The sequence below is a fragment of the Fructilactobacillus fructivorans genome (assembly GCF_000814735.1).
Classification (GTDB): domain Bacteria; phylum Bacillota; class Bacilli; order Lactobacillales; family Lactobacillaceae; genus Fructilactobacillus; species Fructilactobacillus fructivorans.
This window is the reverse complement of record NZ_JOJZ01000020.1, coordinates 21245-37449: the sequence shown is the minus strand read 5'-3', so window position 1 is coordinate 37449 and position 16205 is coordinate 21245. Positions and strand designations below refer to the sequence as shown.

At 38.6% G+C, this 16205-nt stretch carries 13 protein-coding genes and 1 tRNA gene; 11 read left to right on the top strand and 3 right to left on the bottom strand.

The window, feature by feature from the left end; all coding sequences use genetic code 11:
* From gatB to rlmD, 3 genes are read left to right on the top strand one after another with little or no spacing between them, the layout of a single operon-like run.
* Window positions 1-1422, top strand: a complete 1422-nt coding sequence (gene gatB / locus LfDm3_RS05005; RefSeq protein WP_039144738.1) for an Asp-tRNA(Asn)/Glu-tRNA(Gln) amidotransferase subunit GatB — start codon at window positions 1-3, stop codon at window positions 1420-1422.
* Window positions 1423-1434: 12 nt separating this feature from the next.
* Window positions 1435-2454, top strand: a complete 1020-nt coding sequence (locus LfDm3_RS05000) for a diacylglycerol kinase (RefSeq protein ID WP_010022773.1) — start codon at window positions 1435-1437, stop codon at window positions 2452-2454.
* A 42-nt stretch (window positions 2455-2496) separates the two neighbouring features.
* Window positions 2497-3873, top strand: coding sequence for a 23S rRNA (uracil(1939)-C(5))-methyltransferase RlmD (gene rlmD, locus LfDm3_RS04995; RefSeq protein WP_191978925.1), 1377 nt, complete (start codon window positions 2497-2499; stop codon window positions 3871-3873).
* A gap of 37 nt (window positions 3874-3910) precedes the next feature.
* On the opposite strand, the gene LfDm3_RS04990 is transcribed toward rlmD, so the two are convergent.
* Entirely contained in the window at window positions 3911-5248 is a 1338-nt protein-coding gene (locus LfDm3_RS04990) for an APC family permease (protein WP_039144734.1), read from the bottom strand.
* Between the two features lie 111 nt (window positions 5249-5359).
* Complete coding sequence (gene gntK, locus LfDm3_RS04985; protein WP_039144732.1) at window positions 5360-6925, bottom strand: gluconokinase; 1566 nt, start codon at window positions 6923-6925, stop codon at window positions 5360-5362.
* Window positions 6926-7129: 204 nt separating this feature from the next.
* Between gntK and LfDm3_RS04980 the strand changes: the two genes are divergently transcribed.
* The 7 genes from LfDm3_RS04980 to LfDm3_RS04950 all read left to right on the top strand — a co-directional run bounded on the left by LfDm3_RS04980 (window position 7130) and on the right by LfDm3_RS04950 (window position 13871).
* Window positions 7130-7942: a GH25 family lysozyme gene (locus LfDm3_RS04980; protein WP_052236620.1), complete on the top strand. Its 813-nt coding sequence runs from the start codon at window positions 7130-7132 to the stop codon at window positions 7940-7942.
* A complete protein-coding gene (locus LfDm3_RS04975) occupies window positions 7935-8921 on the top strand; it encodes a Gfo/Idh/MocA family protein (RefSeq protein ID WP_039144730.1) in 987 nt (328 codons plus the stop codon). Before LfDm3_RS04980 ends, LfDm3_RS04975 begins: the two co-directional genes overlap by 8 nt.
* Before the next feature lie 9 nt (window positions 8922-8930).
* A complete protein-coding gene (locus LfDm3_RS04970) occupies window positions 8931-10199 on the top strand; it encodes a DEAD/DEAH box helicase (protein ID WP_039144727.1) in 1269 nt (422 codons plus the stop codon).
* Between the two features lie 49 nt (window positions 10200-10248).
* Window positions 10249-10321: transfer RNA gene (locus LfDm3_RS04965), tRNA-Arg, on the top strand.
* 139 nt (window positions 10322-10460) lie between these two features.
* The gene (locus tag LfDm3_RS04960) at window positions 10461-11348 is read left to right on the top strand and encodes a GRP family sugar transporter (RefSeq protein ID WP_039144723.1); all 888 of its coding nucleotides are present in this window, start codon (window positions 10461-10463) and stop codon (window positions 11346-11348) included.
* Window positions 11349-11489: 141 nt separating this feature from the next.
* A complete protein-coding gene (locus tag LfDm3_RS04955) occupies window positions 11490-12377 on the top strand; it encodes a GRP family sugar transporter (protein WP_039144720.1) in 888 nt (295 codons plus the stop codon).
* A 132-nt stretch (window positions 12378-12509) separates the two neighbouring features.
* The gene (locus tag LfDm3_RS04950) at window positions 12510-13871 is read left to right on the top strand and encodes a gluconate:H+ symporter (RefSeq protein WP_039144801.1); all 1362 of its coding nucleotides are present in this window, start codon (window positions 12510-12512) and stop codon (window positions 13869-13871) included.
* 102 nt (window positions 13872-13973) lie between these two features.
* Here LfDm3_RS04950 and LfDm3_RS04945 read toward each other — a convergent pair whose 3' ends face one another.
* Entirely contained in the window at window positions 13974-14912 is a 939-nt protein-coding gene (locus LfDm3_RS04945; protein WP_039144717.1) for a glycosyltransferase family 2 protein, read from the bottom strand.
* Between the two features lie 166 nt (window positions 14913-15078).
* On the opposite strand from LfDm3_RS04945, the gene wecB reads away from it, so the two are divergent.
* Complete coding sequence (gene wecB, locus LfDm3_RS04940; RefSeq protein WP_039144716.1) at window positions 15079-16203, top strand: non-hydrolyzing UDP-N-acetylglucosamine 2-epimerase; 1125 nt, start codon at window positions 15079-15081, stop codon at window positions 16201-16203.
* Window positions 16204-16205 lie beyond the last annotated feature (2 nt).

Here is a 16205-nt window from a genome sequence, read left to right as displayed (position 1 = left end):
ATGAATTTTGAAACTACCATTGGTCTAGAAGTTCATATTGAACTTAAAACTAATTCAAAAATTTATAGTCCATCAGCTGCCCAATTTGGGGATGAACCAAATAGTAATACGAACGTGATTGATTGGGGTTACCCTGGAACTCTTCCAGTTGTTAACAAGCAAGTGGTTGCCGATGGAATTACGGCAGCCTTGGCTTTACATGCGAAGATTGAAAGACATCCCCATTTTGATCGAAAAAACTACTTCTATCCCGATAACCCCAAGGGTTACCAGGTAACTCAAAATGATACGCCTACTGCCAGAGATGGTTGGATTGAGGTTGATACCAAGAATGGGAAGAAGAAAATTGGGATTGAAGAAATGCACATTGAGGAAGATGCCGGTAAGAATACTCATGAACAAAAATATTCTTACGTTGATCTGAACCGTCAGGGAACTCCCTTAATTGAAATTGTTTCAAAACCAGATATGTCTACTCCCCAACAAGCATATGATTATCTGGAAGGATTAAGACAACGAATCCAATTCACGGGAATTTCTGATGTGAAAATGGAAGAAGGATCAATGCGGGTTGACGTTAACGTTTCAATTCGTCCCATTGGAAGTAAGAAATTAGGTCAAAAAGTCGAATTAAAGAACCTGAATTCGTTTAATTACGTAAAGAAAGCACTTGAATACGAAGAACAACGACAACAACAGGTTCTAATGGCTGGCGGTGAGATTAATTCTGAGACCAGACGATTTGATGAAACAAATGGTAAAACAGAGTTAATGCGAGTTAAGGAAGGTAAAGATGATTATCGTTACTTCCCAGAACCGGATTTACCAACTTTAAGTATTTCGGATGAATGGATTGATGAATTAAAAGATTCAATGCCAGAGATGCCAGCCAAACGTCGTGATCGTTACGTTAATCAACTTGGCATTACTGACTACGATGCGATGGTTATCACTCAGACGAAAGAAATGTCTGATTTTTATGATAAAATGGTTGAATTGGGTGCTGATCCAAAGTTAGCAGCTAACTACCTTCAGGATAACGTTAATGCTTACTTAAATGATAATCAGACTAATTTGGAAGACACTAAAATTACTCCTGAAGCAATGGCAACAATGATCAAAATGATCATGGATGATACCATCTCAAGTAAAATGGCCAAAAAAGTTTTCAAGGCGGTTACGAAGGGGAAAGACCCTAAGCAATTCGTTGAAGAAAAGGGATTGGTTCAATTATCTGATCCGAAAAAGTTGCAACCAATTATCGATGGTGTCTTAAATGATAATCAACAATCTGTTGATGACTATCATAATGGTAAGGATCGTGCCGTAGGGTACTTGGTTGGACAAATTATGAAGCAAACGCATGGACAAGCTAATCCGCAAGTTGTAAACAAATTATTGAAAGGTTCTTTAGATAAATAAGGTGAGGTAAGAATGGTCAAAAAAGCACGAGTAATCTACAATCCAACGTCTGGACGTGAAATGTTAAAACCGCAGTTGGTTAATATTTTAAATGTTTTGGAAAATGGTGGATATGAAGCCAGTGCTTTTGCGACTACGCCAAAACCACATTCAGCTCGAGATGAAGCGACCCGTGCTTCAAAGGAAGGATTTGACCTCATCGTAGCGGCTGGTGGAGATGGCACCATTAACGAAGTAATTAATGGAATTGCTCCCCTTGACTATCGACCAGAATTAGGGATTATTCCAGCTGGAACCACCAATGATTTTGCACGGGCATTACACATTCCAAGAGATGATTATGTGGAAGCAGCTCGGGTGATCACTAAGGGTAACGTTTCAAAAATGGATGTTGGCAAGGCCTACAATGATGAGATTACTAATTATTTCATTAACATTGCGGCTGGTGGCTTTATGACAGAACTCACTTATAACGTTCCGTCTGATTTAAAAACCATTTTTGGTTATTTAGCATACTTGGTAAAGGGAGCAGAAATGCTGCCTAACGTTAAACCAGTTCCAATGCATTTAAAGTACGATGGTGGAGAATATCGTGGAAAAGCATCAATGTTTTTTTTAGCTATGACTAATTCAGTGGGCGGTTTCGAACAAATTGTCCCCAATGCTGCCATGGATGATGGTAAATTTACCATGATCATTGTTAAAACTGGTAATTTAGTTGAGATGTTACAACTAATTGCGAAAGCTTTTAATGGTGGTCGGCACATTGATGATCCAAGAATCATATACAAGAAGACCAATACGTTTGAAGCATTTCCTGAAGATGAAAGTCGTCTTCAGATTAACCTTGATGGAGAGTATGGTGGAGATGCACCGATGAAGTTTGTTGATTTAAAGCAACGGATTAGTATTTACTCTAATCTTAAGACGGACGACATTAGTGAGTCATCTAGTGTGGCTCCTCAGGTAAAAAATGCTGAAAAGAAGTTTGTCAAAAAGGTTGATGAACTTCCATCAGATAGTGAAAAATAAGTTTTGCCGGGATTCGGCAAAACTTTTTATTAAGGAGAACAGATGAGGATTAAAAAGGAAGCACCAGTACAGAAAAATGAGGAATTAGAAGTCGATGTGATCGATCTAACTTATCAAGGGATGGGAGTCGCTAAGGTTTCTGATTTTCCTATTTTTATTGAAGATGCTCTACCAGGGGAAAGAGTCCAAGTGAAGGTTCTTAAAGTTAAGAAAAATTTTGCCTTTGGAAAATTGGAAAAGATCATTAAAGCTAGTCCAGATCGAGTTCAGGCAATTGATCGACGCTTTACACAGTCTGGGATTGCGCCATTACAACATCTTGCTTATCCTAAACAGTTAGAGTTTAAACAACATCAGATTAAAGAGTTATTTAACAAGGCTCATCTGGACGTTCAAGTGTCTCCAACGATTGGAATGGATAATCCATCGAAGTATCGTAATAAGGCTCAGATCCCGGTTCGAAAAATTAATGGTAAGTTGGAAACTGGTTTCTATCGCCGCCATAGTCATGATTTAATTCCAATTGAGGACTTTTACATTCAGGATCCGCATATCGATGAGGCCATTATTAAAGTTCGTGATATTTTAAGAGATTATCATGTCAGTGCGTACAATGAAGTTACTCATAAGGGCTGCATTCGAAATATCATGGTTCGCTATGGACGAGCTACTCATGAAATGATGGTCGTTTTAGTTACTAATGGTAAGAACCTTCCTCATAAAGAAGACATTATTAAAGCAATTCAAAGCAAACTACCAGACTTGGATAGCCTAATCCAGAACGTTAATGATTCCCACGGAAATCGTTTGATGGGGGATAAGAATGTTTTGTTGGCAGGAAAAGCTTACATTGAAGATGAATTATTAGATACCAAATTCTTGATTTCACCAATGTCATTTTATCAAGTTAATCCAATTCAAACCGAAAAGCTCTACTCATTAGCCATTGACAAAGCCCAGTTATCAAAAGATGACGTAGTTGTTGATGCTTATTGTGGGATTGGAACCATTTCCTTGGCCATGGCACCTAAGGTGAAGCATGTTTATGGGGTAGACGTTGTTTCTGAGGCAATCGAGGATGCTAGAAAGAATGCTAAATTGAATCAGATTGATAATGCTACCTTTGTGATTGCTAAGGCAGAAGATCAAATGAAGAAGTGGGCTGACGAGGGGATTAGACCAAACGTTGTAGTAGTTGATCCTCCACGCAAGGGAATTGACCCTACTTTTATCGAAAGCGTCTTAGAAATGAAGCCAGAGCGACTGGTTTACGTATCGTGTAATCCTGCTACTCTGGTAAGAGACTGTCAGGCATTGATCGATGGTGGTTATGAGATTAAACAACCCGTTCAACCAGTTGATCAGTTTCCACAGACACCTCACGTTGAAAGCGTGACTGTATTAGAACGAGGTAAATAAAAAATAATCTAGGAAAATTTTTCCTAGATTATTTTTTTTACTTTTCAGTTGAAGTTTTTTTCATCATCTTGTGTCCATAATAGATGGGAATACCTATCAGAGTAGCAATAATTCCAATAATGGCTAAAGTGGTTTGGGTAAGAATCGTTGAGATTAAGATAAATACACCACCAACAAGAGCGATAATTGGGACCACTGGATACCAGGGAACTTTGTATGGACGAACTAATTCAGGTTCTCGTTTTCTGAGGATAAACAAAGCGACGAACAAGAGGCAATTAAAGATCCACATCACGAACACTAACATATCGGTTAGCATGTCGAAACTGCCCATGAAAATCATGACTACCGCCACAGCAAACATGAATAATCCTGAGACATATGGTGCTGCCGTGTGCTTAGATAGTCGAGCAAAGTACTTACTAAATGGGAGTTGATCGTCTTTTGCCATTGCGTATGGGACTCGAATTCCCGTTAGAATGTAGCCGTTCATGGCACCATAAACAGAAATTAAAATTCCAATTGTAACTAATTTTCCACCAATTCCACCAAATAATTTCATGGCAACTTCATAAGCGGTGTTTTGGTTACCAGCAATTTGATTCAAAGGCATATTTTTCAAAAAGACCCAGTTAACTAAAACGTAGATAATCATGATGAACGTTAGTCCCAAAATGATTGCTTTAGGTAGATCTTTTTGGGGATTTTTCATTTCTCCGGCGATACTTCCGATGTTGATCCAACCATCATAAGCAAACATGGTAGCTAGTAGTCCACCACCAAACGCGGTTAGTAAATTGCCAGATCCATTGCTTGGCATTGGCGGCCAGAATGAGACATCAACGTGGCCAGGTAGGAGTAAACCGGCAATTACAATGATGAAAATCGGAATCAATTTAACAATTAGAGTTAGCGATTGAACACTTCCCGCTATTTTAGAACCTAAGAGGTTAATTACCGTAATGCTCAAAGCACAAATGATTGCAATGGTAATTGATAAAGAAGCTGATAGGTGAAACAGATTAATGAGTTGGGTGGAAAAGACAATCGAGAGGGCAGCTAGGTTGGCTGGAAAATAGACTAGCATTTCGGCCCATCCTAGTAAGAAACCGGTTAGAGGCCCATAAGTGTACTTTAAGTATTGAATGGTTCCACCAGTTTTGGGAATGGCAGCGGCTAACTCTGAAACGGTTAGTCCACCACAAATGGTTAATAGTCCACCAATGATCCAAGCTAGAATTGTGAGAGTGACTGAATGAGTATTCGCTACTACACTAGCGGTTTTGAAGAAGACTCCTGCTCCAATTACGGTTCCCATGACGGTTGAGAGAGCTGCACCAATTCCAATGTTTTTCTTTAAGTTGCTCTGAGGCATATGCTTCACTCCTTTTTGCGTAATGATTAATTATATCATGCAGTTATATTGAAGTCAGTACATAAAGAGAAATAAAAAAGCATCCAAAAAGGATGCTTCAATAATTTTTAATTAGTCTTCGTCTTTAGGACCAGTTTTCCAATCATTTTCATGTTCACGCTGATAGTTAGCGATGTTCTTGTATTCTGGTTGAAGGTGACGACTTAATCGAATGTAAATTGGAATTAATTCACGGTAAGCTTTGTAATTCTTTGGATTTGGCTTGTGAGTGTTAGTAACACCAACAAATTGGCTAACATCATAAAGACTGTTAATCATGCCAAGACTGTACATTCCAAGGGTAGCGGCACCAAGGGCAGTCCCTTCAAAACTTTCGGGAATGTTAACATCTTGTTCAAAGATGTCAGCTAACATTTGACGCCATAACTCTGAACGAGCAAATCCACCAGTTGCTTGAATACTCTTTGGCTCACCAACCACTTCTTCAAGGGCCAACATAACCGTGTAGAGGTTGTAAACAATCCCTTCAAGAGCTGCTCTAATCATATGAGCGCGGGTGTGTTTTCTGGTCAAGCCAAAGTAGGTTCCACGTGCATCAGCATCCCAAATTGGGGCTCTTTCACCACCTAAGAATGGTAAGAAGATTAATCCTTCTGATCCGGCTGGAATCTTAGAAGCAATTTCAGTCAAAAGATCGTAAGCGTCAATGTTCATTTGTTCAGCAGTAACTTTTTCTGGTAAGCACAACTGATCACGAACCCAACGGAAGACAATTCCACCGTTATTAACGGGTCCGCCAACTACCCACATGTTCTTAGCAAGGTAGTAACAAAAGACTCTTCCTTTAGGATCAATTCTTGGCTTATCAGTGACAACCCGAACGGCACCAGATGTACCAATGGTGACGGCAACAACTCCAGGTTTGATAGCATCAACACCTAAGTTAGCTAATGGACCATCGGAAGCTCCAATTACAAATGGAGTATCTTTATCGATCCCAATCATTTGAGCGTATTTTTCGTTGAGGCCCTTAAGTTGGTAGGTGGTATCAACTAATTCTGGGAGTTGGTCACGTTTGATTCCTGCGACCTTTAAAGCTTCATCGTCCCAGTCCATGTCAAAAATATTAAATAATCCAGTTGCGTTAGCAATTGAATAGTCTTCCTTTAAAACACCAAATAACTTGTAGTTGATGTATTCTTTAACACCAACAAAATAACGAGCTTTCTTGAATAATTCAGGCTTTTCATTTCTGAGCCAGATGGATTTAACGAGTGGACTCATTGGATGAGTGGGAACACCAGTCTTTTTATATAATTCCATCCCAATGCCATTCTTTTTTAATTCCTCTGAATAATCAACGGCACGATTATCGGCCCAGGTAATTGCACGAGTTAATGGTTTGTGATTTTCATCCAATAAAATTAAACTATGCATTGCACATGAGTACGAAATCCCTTTTAGTGTGTCCTTTTTAGGATCAACTTTTTTGAGGACATTCTGTAAACCTTGAATCATCGCAGAAAAAATTTCCTCGGGATCTTCTTCGGCCATATCTGCAGTATCTTGATACAAAGTATATCCGTCGTTTGAATAACCCTTAACTTTACCTTTCTCATCGTATAAGACGGTCTTGACACTTGTAGTTCCAATGTCGACACCAATTACGTTTTCCATTATAATCTTTCCCTTCCATGCTAGTTGATACACTTTGTGGCGGATTCTGTGCCAACTTTATCAAGTGATCGAGTAAAAAAATTATACTACCTATAACGCTTTCATTATATTGAAATCAACGTTTGAATTCAAGCGAATATCGGTAAATAGTGATAATATTAAACTGTAATTATACTAATCATAAGAATTGATCTGGGAGTACAAATGGCTGAGATTAATCGGGCTGACCTTCGAAAAAAAATAAGAAAAGAGAAGTTAACCAAATGGGGTTTAATTGGACTGGGGATCACTTTGGTGTTAGTTATCATTCTCTCCGTTGGGATGTACTTCATCAATAAGAATCATAACCGTGAGATGTTGTTAAGGAGATATCCCGTTCAAGGTGTCATGATTGATCAAGATGATGGTTACGTTGATTTTACTGCCCTGAAACAAAAGGACCAGAAGTTCGTATACATTCGCTCAACTCAGGGAGCTAGCTTTGCAGATGATAACTTTGATAATAACTACAATCGGAGTCAAGGATCGGGTTTAAAAATCGGTGTCTATCATACTTATGGATTTAAAAGTAGTATTAAAGACCAAGAAAATAACTTCGTAACCCAAGTTAAGGACAATACGGGGACTTTACCCATCGTGATTCAAGTCCAGTATTATTATCCGTACAGTGAAAAGAACGTCAATTTCAAGCAACAAAAACAGCGAATTAATGAGTTAGTGCAATTTTTGTACCGAAGATACAGTCGACCTGTTATTATTAATACTAATGAGGGGATGTACCAGGAATTTAAGTCCATTCCCCATACAGCTTTTTGGTTAAATAGTGAGGACGATTCAAAGGATGCACATGTCCGGTTTGTTAACATGGATTCATCTGATCATTTAACGATTGATGGCCAAAGGGGCAGTTTTGATTCAGTGGCTTTTAATGGGAATCAAAAGCAATGGAATCAGTACCTTGGTCAGGTAAATATAATGAATAACGAAGAAATGCAATGGGAGAACTTTAATGATTAATTTAGGAGTAATTGGAACCAATTGGATCACCCAAAAATTTATTGATGCTGCGGCTAGCACGGGAAAATATAAGTTAAATGCCGTTTATTCAAGAAAATTAGATACAGCACGTCAGTTTGCTCAGCCGAATGACTGTGATAACTTATTTGATGATCTTCAAGTTTTTTTTGAATCAAATAAATTTGATACGGTTTATATTGCTTCACCGAATGCCATTCATTATCAGCAGGTAATCGCGGCACTTAAACATGATAAAAATGTCATCGTAGAGAAGCCAGCCTTTATTGGACCTTATCAATTTCAATCTGCAATGGATACTTTAAAGAAGCATCCCAAGGCACGTTTGATGGAAGCTGCTCGCAATGTTCATATGCCAGCTTTTAAAGCCGTTCAAGATCAAATTGATGATATTGAAATTGACGGGGCAGAATTCACTTACAGTAAGTATTCATCACGGTATGATAAGGTTCTAAATGGTGAAATTCCAAATGTTTTCAACCTGAAATTTGGTGGTGGAGCACTCGAAGACTTGGGTGTGTATCCTGTTTATGACACGGTGGCATTGTTTGGTTTGCCACGCACCCAAATGTATTATCCTAAGTTTATTTCCACTGGAGCAGATGGTGGTGGAGTTGCGGTATTGAACTATGGCACCTTTAACGTCACCCTTAACTTTAGTAAAGTGACGACTTCCTATCAGCAATCAGAGATCTATTGTGGAAGACAAACCATCTTAATTGATAGTGCTGGTGATTTTACTGAGGCCAAATTGATGAACGAGGGAAGAGAAAGTCAAATTGCACCAGCATATACCGATAATCCCATGATTCCTGAAGCAAATGATTTCGCTGAGATAATTAATCATCCAGGGAATCCAGTTTATGAGGACCAGTATGTCGATGGATTGAACGTCATGCAAAAAGTTAATGCTTTAATGGGTCGACTTGCTGATAGTGCTGGAATTGAATACTTAAAATAGGAGAGTAACGTGCTGGAACAATTTGTAAAACGTTTTGAAAAATTAGGATATCAGGAACAAACTCCGATTCAGAAGGCAGTTTACCAACCAATGATTGAGGGAGAAAATGACATCGTTGCTCTTTCTCCAACTGGATCTGGAAAGACCGTAGCTTTTACGATGCCAATCTTAGCCAATTCAATGCCTGGTAGTGGAACTCAGGTAATAGTAATTGAGCCCACCCAAGAATTAGCGATGCAAGTTGCAAACGTAATTCGAGACTGGGCAGTCGCTTTTAAAGTTAAAATATTGCCACTAATTGGTGGAGCAAACGTAAAACGGCAGCAAGAACAGCTGAAAAAGCATCCTGAGATTGTGGTTGGAACACCTGGACGGATTCTCAGTTTGATTAACGAACGAAAATTAAAGGTAAGTGAGGTTGACACAGTAGTTATTGATGAAGCCGACGACTTGTTAAATGATACTTCACTGGAGCAGGTCAAAAACATTGTTGCCTCAGTTCCAAGGGATGCTCAAGTAGCATACTTTTCCGCTACAGCTACCGATGTTTTGTATCATCTAAAGGAAAAAATGGGCAAGGATGCCGATATTATTGATGTCCGAGATGTTGATAAGACGAGGGGAAAAGTAACCCACGGACTATTTCAGATCTCACGTGCCAAGCGAAATGAAATGTTGAATCGTCTTTCTAAAATGCAGGGTTTTAAAGCTTTGGTATTTTTTAACCAGACGGAAACCCTTAATCGGGCTTATAACTTTTTTAAGCATGAAGGCAATTCTAGGGTTCAAAAGTTAACCTCTGGTGAAAATAAACAGAGTCGAAAAAAGGCTTTAGATGATTTTCGATTAGGTCGAATTAAGCTCTTGTTAACGACTGATGTGGCGGCTCGTGGTCTTGATATTGCTAAATTGCCAGCGGTCATTAATTACGATTTGCCTAGCGAAAAGAACGTTTATATTCATCGAGTGGGACGAACCGGACGGATGGGTGAACCTGGCTTAGTAATTAATTTTGGGGATGACCATGATCTGCGGGATTTGAAACATGTTTTGGAAGATAGTGAGTATGATTTAAAACCCATTTATTATTTTAATGGGGAAATTGTTGATCACATTGATGATTCGCAGTTAGCCCATCAAAAAGAAATTAAGCAGCAGTCGGAAATCAAAAAAAAGCAGATTAGTGCAAAAAGCCAACTGAAGCCCAAAAAGAATAAGCATCGCAAACGAAAACAAAAAAATAAGGGAAAACCAAGTAATCATAAAAACCATCATTAGTTGCTTCTTTACTAAATATTTTATTAGTGAGAGAATAATAGATGGTTTTGGCCCCATAGCACAACTGGATAGGGCAACCGCCTCCTAAGCGGTCGATCTCAGTTCGAGTCTGAGTGGGGTCACTTATTTGACACTTCATTGTATGATGAAGTGTTTTTTGTTGGCATAATTCCTATTGTGACAATTAATTGATTGATTTTTGCATTCATACACGATTATAATATGTGTGTTAAAGAAACTTACATTTAGGGGGAATTTACGTTGAATATTTTGATTGCTTTACTCCCAGCGCTAGGTTGGGGGTTTCTTCCTATTGCGACTGGCTTAATTGGTGGAAAGCCAATCAATCAATTGATGGGAACTACATATGGTGCATTAATTATTGCCATACTTGTGTTTATTTTTAAGCAACCGGTTATTACCATGCAAGACTTTTGGTGGTGTTTACTTTCTGGAATGGCTTGGGCTGTGGGTCAAATGACTCAGTACATGGCCTTTACTCAAATTGGGGTATCGAGAACCATGCCGATCTCAACTGGTTTGCAGTTGGTTGGTACTTCAGTTACCGGAGTAATCTTCTTTGGTGAATGGGCCGGATTGATTCCAAAGTTGGCTGGGTTTGGATCCATTATTCTAATTATTGTTGGTGTTTTACTTACAACCTTAAAAGATAATGGCAATAATGAACCGAAGACAGCGGAAGAAAATGCCGCTCAGCACACCCGTAACGGACTAATTCTTTTGGTAATTGGGATGTTTGGATACATTGGTTACTCGGACTTTCCAAGGGTTGCCAATACTAACGGTTGGTCAGCATTTTTACCCCAGACCATTGGGATGGTTATTATGGGTACCATCTTTGTTATTATTAGTGCATACAAAACAAAGGTTAATCCCTTTAAGCAAGCCGTTTCTTACAAAAACATCATTACTGGTTTCTTATTCGGATTTGGTGCTTTCTTCTACTTAATTTCAACTGAATTAAACGGAGTCGCAACTGGATTTACCATTTCACAGATGTGTGTGGTAATTTCAACCTTTGGTGGCATTGTGATTCTCCATGAACGTAAGACAAAGAAGGAATTGGTCTTTGTTACCCTTGGAATGATTTGTGTCATTCTTGGTGGTATCATTACTAGTTTTGCTTAAATTAAAGATCACAAATAAAAAGAGACATTTTAAATGTCTCTTTTTATTTTGCTAATGATGGTATTCAATTAATTGATGAAATAGTACACTGAATGTATTGCAGTTTGTGATAAAAATCTTTATTAAATGGAGGAATCAGGTTTGAATATTTTAATTGCATTGCTGCCTGCAATTGCTTGGGGAGTTCTGCCAATTTCAACTGGAAAAATGGGTGGGAAACCCATTAACCAGTTAATGGGAACTACATATGGAGCCATTATAATCGCGGTTGTTGTTTATCTCATTAAGCAACCGACGATCACTTCAAAAGTGTTTTGGTTGTGTTTGCTGTCAGGAATGGCTTGGGCACTTGGACAATTCACTCAGTATACAGCTTTTGCAATGATGGGAGTATCACTAACCATGCCGGTCTCAACGGGCTTGCAACTGATTGGTAATTCTATAGTTGGTGTCATTGTCTTTGGTGAGTGGGCTGGATTAATCCCGAAGATAGCTGGGTTTGGTTCCATTCTTTTGATTATCATTGGGGTGTTATTAACCACTAAAAAAGATGGGACATCTGAACCTCAGACTCAAGCAGAGCAACAAAGGGCAAGTATTCGAAGGGGAATTTTGGTGTTAGTAATTGGAACTTTTGGTTATATGGGTTATTCATCATTTCCGAAGTTAGCTAACACCAACGGTTGGTCGGCTTTCTTACCTCAAACCATTGGGATGGTTATTATGGGAACCGTCTTTGTAGCCTTCACCTCATTCAGGACAAAAGTGAATCCCTTTAAACAAGCGGCAACTTACAAAAACATTGTAAGTGGGTTTTTATTTGGCTTTGGTGCCTTAACCTATTTGATTTCCACTGAATTAAATGGTGTCGCAACTGGATTTACTATTTCACAGATGTGTGTGGTAATTTCAACCTTTGGTGGCATTATCTTTCTTCATGAACGTAAGACGAAAAAAGAACTTGTTTACATTACCATCGGAATGATTTGTGTCATTATTGGTGGAGTGATTACTAGTTTTATTAAATAAAAGGGCTCGTGGAGCTCTTTTTTTATGTTCACTTTTAAAAGAAAGTATTGAAACCTGCTATGAAAACGTATACAATTAACTTATATCATTGTTTTAATTTAATAATTGGAAAGAGGAAAAGAAATGTCATACATGCCCTTCATAGTGTTGATTCTAGGAATCGCACTTCTCCTTTTCATGATCATCAAACTCAAGTTAAACACTTTTGTTTCTTTGATCATCACAGCTATTTTGGTTGCGCTTGGATTAGGAATGAACCCAGCATCAATTGCTGATGCCATTAAGACTGGTATCGGAAGTACGTTAGGTGAATTGGCCATTGTCTTCGGATTTGGTGCAATGATCGGTCGTTTGGTTTCTGACTCTGGTGGTTCTTATCGAATTGCTAAGACACTGATCGATAAGTTCGGTAAGAAGCGATTACAGATTGCCATCGTAATTGCTTCGTTCATTATCGGAATGTCATTGTTCTTCGAAGTTGGATTGGTGCTATTAACCCCAATCGTCTTCGCGGTTGCACTTGAAGCCGACGTACCATTTGTTTACTTAGGAATTCCAATGGCTGCTGCTTTATCAGCAACTCAAGGATTCTTACCACCACAACCTGCTCCAACTGCTGTTGCAACAGCCTTAGGTGCTAACATTGGTGAGGTATTGCTCTTTGGTATCATTGTTGCCATTCCAGCTGTTTTAATTGCTGGTCCTTTATTTACGAAATTTGCCAAGAAGTTCGTTCCTAGTGCTTTCGTAGTTAAGAAGAGTTTGCCAGCATTTGGTGAAGTTAAGGAATACAAATTAGACGAAACTCCTAGTTTCGGTCTTTCTGTATTAACTTCATTGTTACCAGCTATTTTCATGGCTGTTAACACTATTTATCAGTTGATTTTCCATGGTGGAAAGGCCGTTGCCAAGCCATCTGGATTTGACGCTGTGATCTCGATGTTAGGTAACCCAATGATTGCCATGGTAATTGCTTTAGTATTTGCCATTTGGTCAATGGGCTTCCATCGTGGTAAGAAAATGAGTGATGTTTCTAAGAGTATTGAAGCTTCCGTTAAATCCATTGCAATGCTTCTATTAGTTATTGGTGGTGGTGGAGCCTTCAAACAAGTCTTAATTGATGGTGGCGTTGGTGATGCTGTTAAGAACATCATGATGCACTCCTCATTATCTCCAATCATCCTTGGTTGGTTAGTAGCTGTTATCCTTCGAGTTTCACTAGGATCAGCTACCGTTGCCGGAATGACTGCCGCTGGACTAGTTATGCCACTAATGGCTTCTTTGAACGTTAATCCAGTAATGATGGCATTAGCCATTGGTGCCGGTTCACTTGCCGCATCACACGTTAATGATGCTGGATTCTGGATGTTCAAAGAGTACTTTGATTTAACCATGAAACAAACTTTCTCAATATGGACGGTTCTAGAAACACTGATTTCGATTGTGGGACTGATAATGGTTCTAATTTTGAATGCCATTCTAGGGTTATTCTGATCATAATTAAATAACTAAAAGCACTTCACTGAATGTGAAGTGCTTTTTTGATATTTTGAGTCAAAAAAACTGAGATCGCAATAAACGGTCTCAGATTTTTAGTTAAGCTTCGTCTTTAATAATGTATTGCGGACGGTGTTTGGTTTCTAAGTAAATCTTTCCGATGTATTTTCCTAAAATTCCTAGACAGAAAAGTTGGATACCACCGATTAAAAGAATGATTGAAACAAGTGAAGGCCACCCAGCAACGGCACCACCGAAGAATAATGCCCTAATAACTACAAAGGCAATTCCGATTAATGAAATCAAAAATGAGATTACACCTACATAGGTCGCAAACGTGAGGGGAGCATCAGAAAAATCGATAATTCCTTCCATGGAGTATTCTACTAACTGGGAAAAAGACCAGTGGGTTTCTCCAGCTGCCCGAGGAACACCTTGGTATTTTAAGTACTTGGTGTTAAAACCAACCCAAGCAAAAATGCCTTTTGAGAAACGATTATATTCTGTTAGTTCGTTAACGGCGTCTACATAACGACGTGACATTAGACGGTAATCACGAACATTTGGCTTAATCTGAACGTCCGACATTTTATCAATTACTTTGTAGAACATTGAGGAACAAAACGCTCTTACCGGGTTTTGTTTTCTACTAGTTTGGATACAGCCAACACAGTCATAATCCTCTGTTTGGATAATATGGAGCATTTTGGGAAGTAGGGCCGGCGGATCCTGAAGATCAACATCCATAAGAGCAACGTAGTCACCCTTGGCATTTCTAAGTCCAGCAGCCATCCCAGCTTCTTTTCCAAAGTTTCTTGAAAAGGAGATGAAGTGAACCGTATCGGGATGCTGCTCGTGGAGGTTCTTAATGATCTTAAAAGTATCATCACTCGAGCCGTCATTTACGAAAAGGTAGTCAGGTTCATACTTCTTTTCATTTTTATTCATTTGTGCAAAAACTTTTTCTACCGTTTTGTAGAAAAGTTCAATTGATTCTTGTTCGTTATAACAAGGAACAATTAGACTAATTTTTTCCAAAATTAATTACTCCTTAGTACTTGGCAATTAAAACTTTTACAAAGAAATGCTACCAATTATTTACAGATTGATTATTATCATTTTATCATTAATTAGGATAGTTTGGCATCGGAATTAGACAAATCTTTTGATATAATTAAGGTACTAGACAGCGGAGGTGTTAAAGATGGGAAAACCAATTAAAGTTATGACCGTTTTTGGAACTCGGCCAGAAGCCATTAAAATGGCTCCAATTATTTTAGAAATGAACCGTCATCGTGATCAATTTACTCCCATTACCGTTGTCACTGGACAGCATCGCGAGATGTTGCAACAGGTGCTAGATATTTTCAAGATCATCCCAGACTACAATTTGAATATTATGAAAAAAGCACAAACACTTAGCGATATCACAGTTTCCGTGATTGCCCAGTTAAATCCGATTATTGCTAAGACTAATCCTGATATTGTTTTGGTTCATGGTGATACCACTAGTACATTTGCCGCATCAGTGGCCACTTTTTATCATAAAAAAATGCTTGGCCACGTTGAAGCAGGGTTACGAACACATGATAAATATTCTCCCTATCCGGAAGAAATGAATCGGCAACTAACCGATGTTCTAGCTGATTTGTATTTTGCGCCAACGGAGTTAAGTAAAAAGAACTTATTGAAAGAAAATCATCCGGAATCTCACATTTTTGTGACCGGTAATACTGCCATCGATGCGCTTCATCAAACGGTTAGTGATCATTATCATCATTCCATTTTGGATAAGATTAATCCTAAACATCGGATTATTTTACTTACCATGCATCGTCGTGAAAATCTGGGCGAACCGATGAAACGAACGTTTGAAACCATTAAAGAAGTGGTCGATCATCATTTGGATGTTGATGTGGTTTATCCCGTTCATTTGAATCCGGTTGTACAACAAATGGCTCGTCAAATTTTCAAAGATGATCCTCGCATTCATTTAATTGAGCCATTAGACGTGGTTGATTTTCATAATATGGCTGCTCGAAGTTACTTTATTATGACTGATTCTGGTGGAGTTCAAGAAGAAGCGCCATCCCTTGGTAAACCAGTTTTGGTACTTAGAACGTCAACAGAGCGACCTGAAGGAGTTAAGGCTGGTACTTTAAAGTTAGTAGGGACTGATCCTCAGACAATTCGAAAAGCTATGGAAGATCTTTTAGATCATCCAGTTGAATACCAAAAAATGGCTGATGCACATAATCCATACGGAGATGGAACAGCATCTCAGAAAATTTTATCTGCAATTGAGGCAACTTTTAAAAAGGAGTCCTAGCT

What these genes read in the sequence shown, in the direction of transcription:
- gatB (WP_039144738.1), top strand. Translation starts at nt 1, where the DNA reads ATGAATTTTGAAACTACCATTGGTCTAGAAGTTCATATTGAACTTAAA.
- LfDm3_RS05000 (WP_010022773.1), top strand. Translation starts at nt 1,435, where the DNA reads ATGGTCAAAAAAGCACGAGTAATCTACAATCCAACGTCTGGACGTGAA.
- rlmD (WP_191978925.1), top strand. Translation starts at nt 2,497, where the DNA reads ATGAGGATTAAAAAGGAAGCACCAGTACAGAAAAATGAGGAATTAGAA.
- LfDm3_RS04990 (WP_039144734.1), bottom strand. Translation starts at nt 5,248, where the DNA reads ATGCCTCAGAGCAACTTAAAGAAAAACATTGGAATTGGTGCAGCTCTC.
- gntK (WP_039144732.1), bottom strand. Translation starts at nt 6,925, where the DNA reads ATGGAAAACGTAATTGGTGTCGACATTGGAACTACAAGTGTCAAGACC.
- LfDm3_RS04980 (WP_052236620.1), top strand. Translation starts at nt 7,130, where the DNA reads ATGGCTGAGATTAATCGGGCTGACCTTCGAAAAAAAATAAGAAAAGAG.
- LfDm3_RS04975 (WP_039144730.1), top strand. Translation starts at nt 7,935, where the DNA reads ATGATTAATTTAGGAGTAATTGGAACCAATTGGATCACCCAAAAATTT.
- LfDm3_RS04950 (WP_039144801.1), top strand. Translation starts at nt 12,510, where the DNA reads ATGCCCTTCATAGTGTTGATTCTAGGAATCGCACTTCTCCTTTTCATG.
- wecB (WP_039144716.1), top strand. Translation starts at nt 15,079, where the DNA reads ATGGGAAAACCAATTAAAGTTATGACCGTTTTTGGAACTCGGCCAGAA.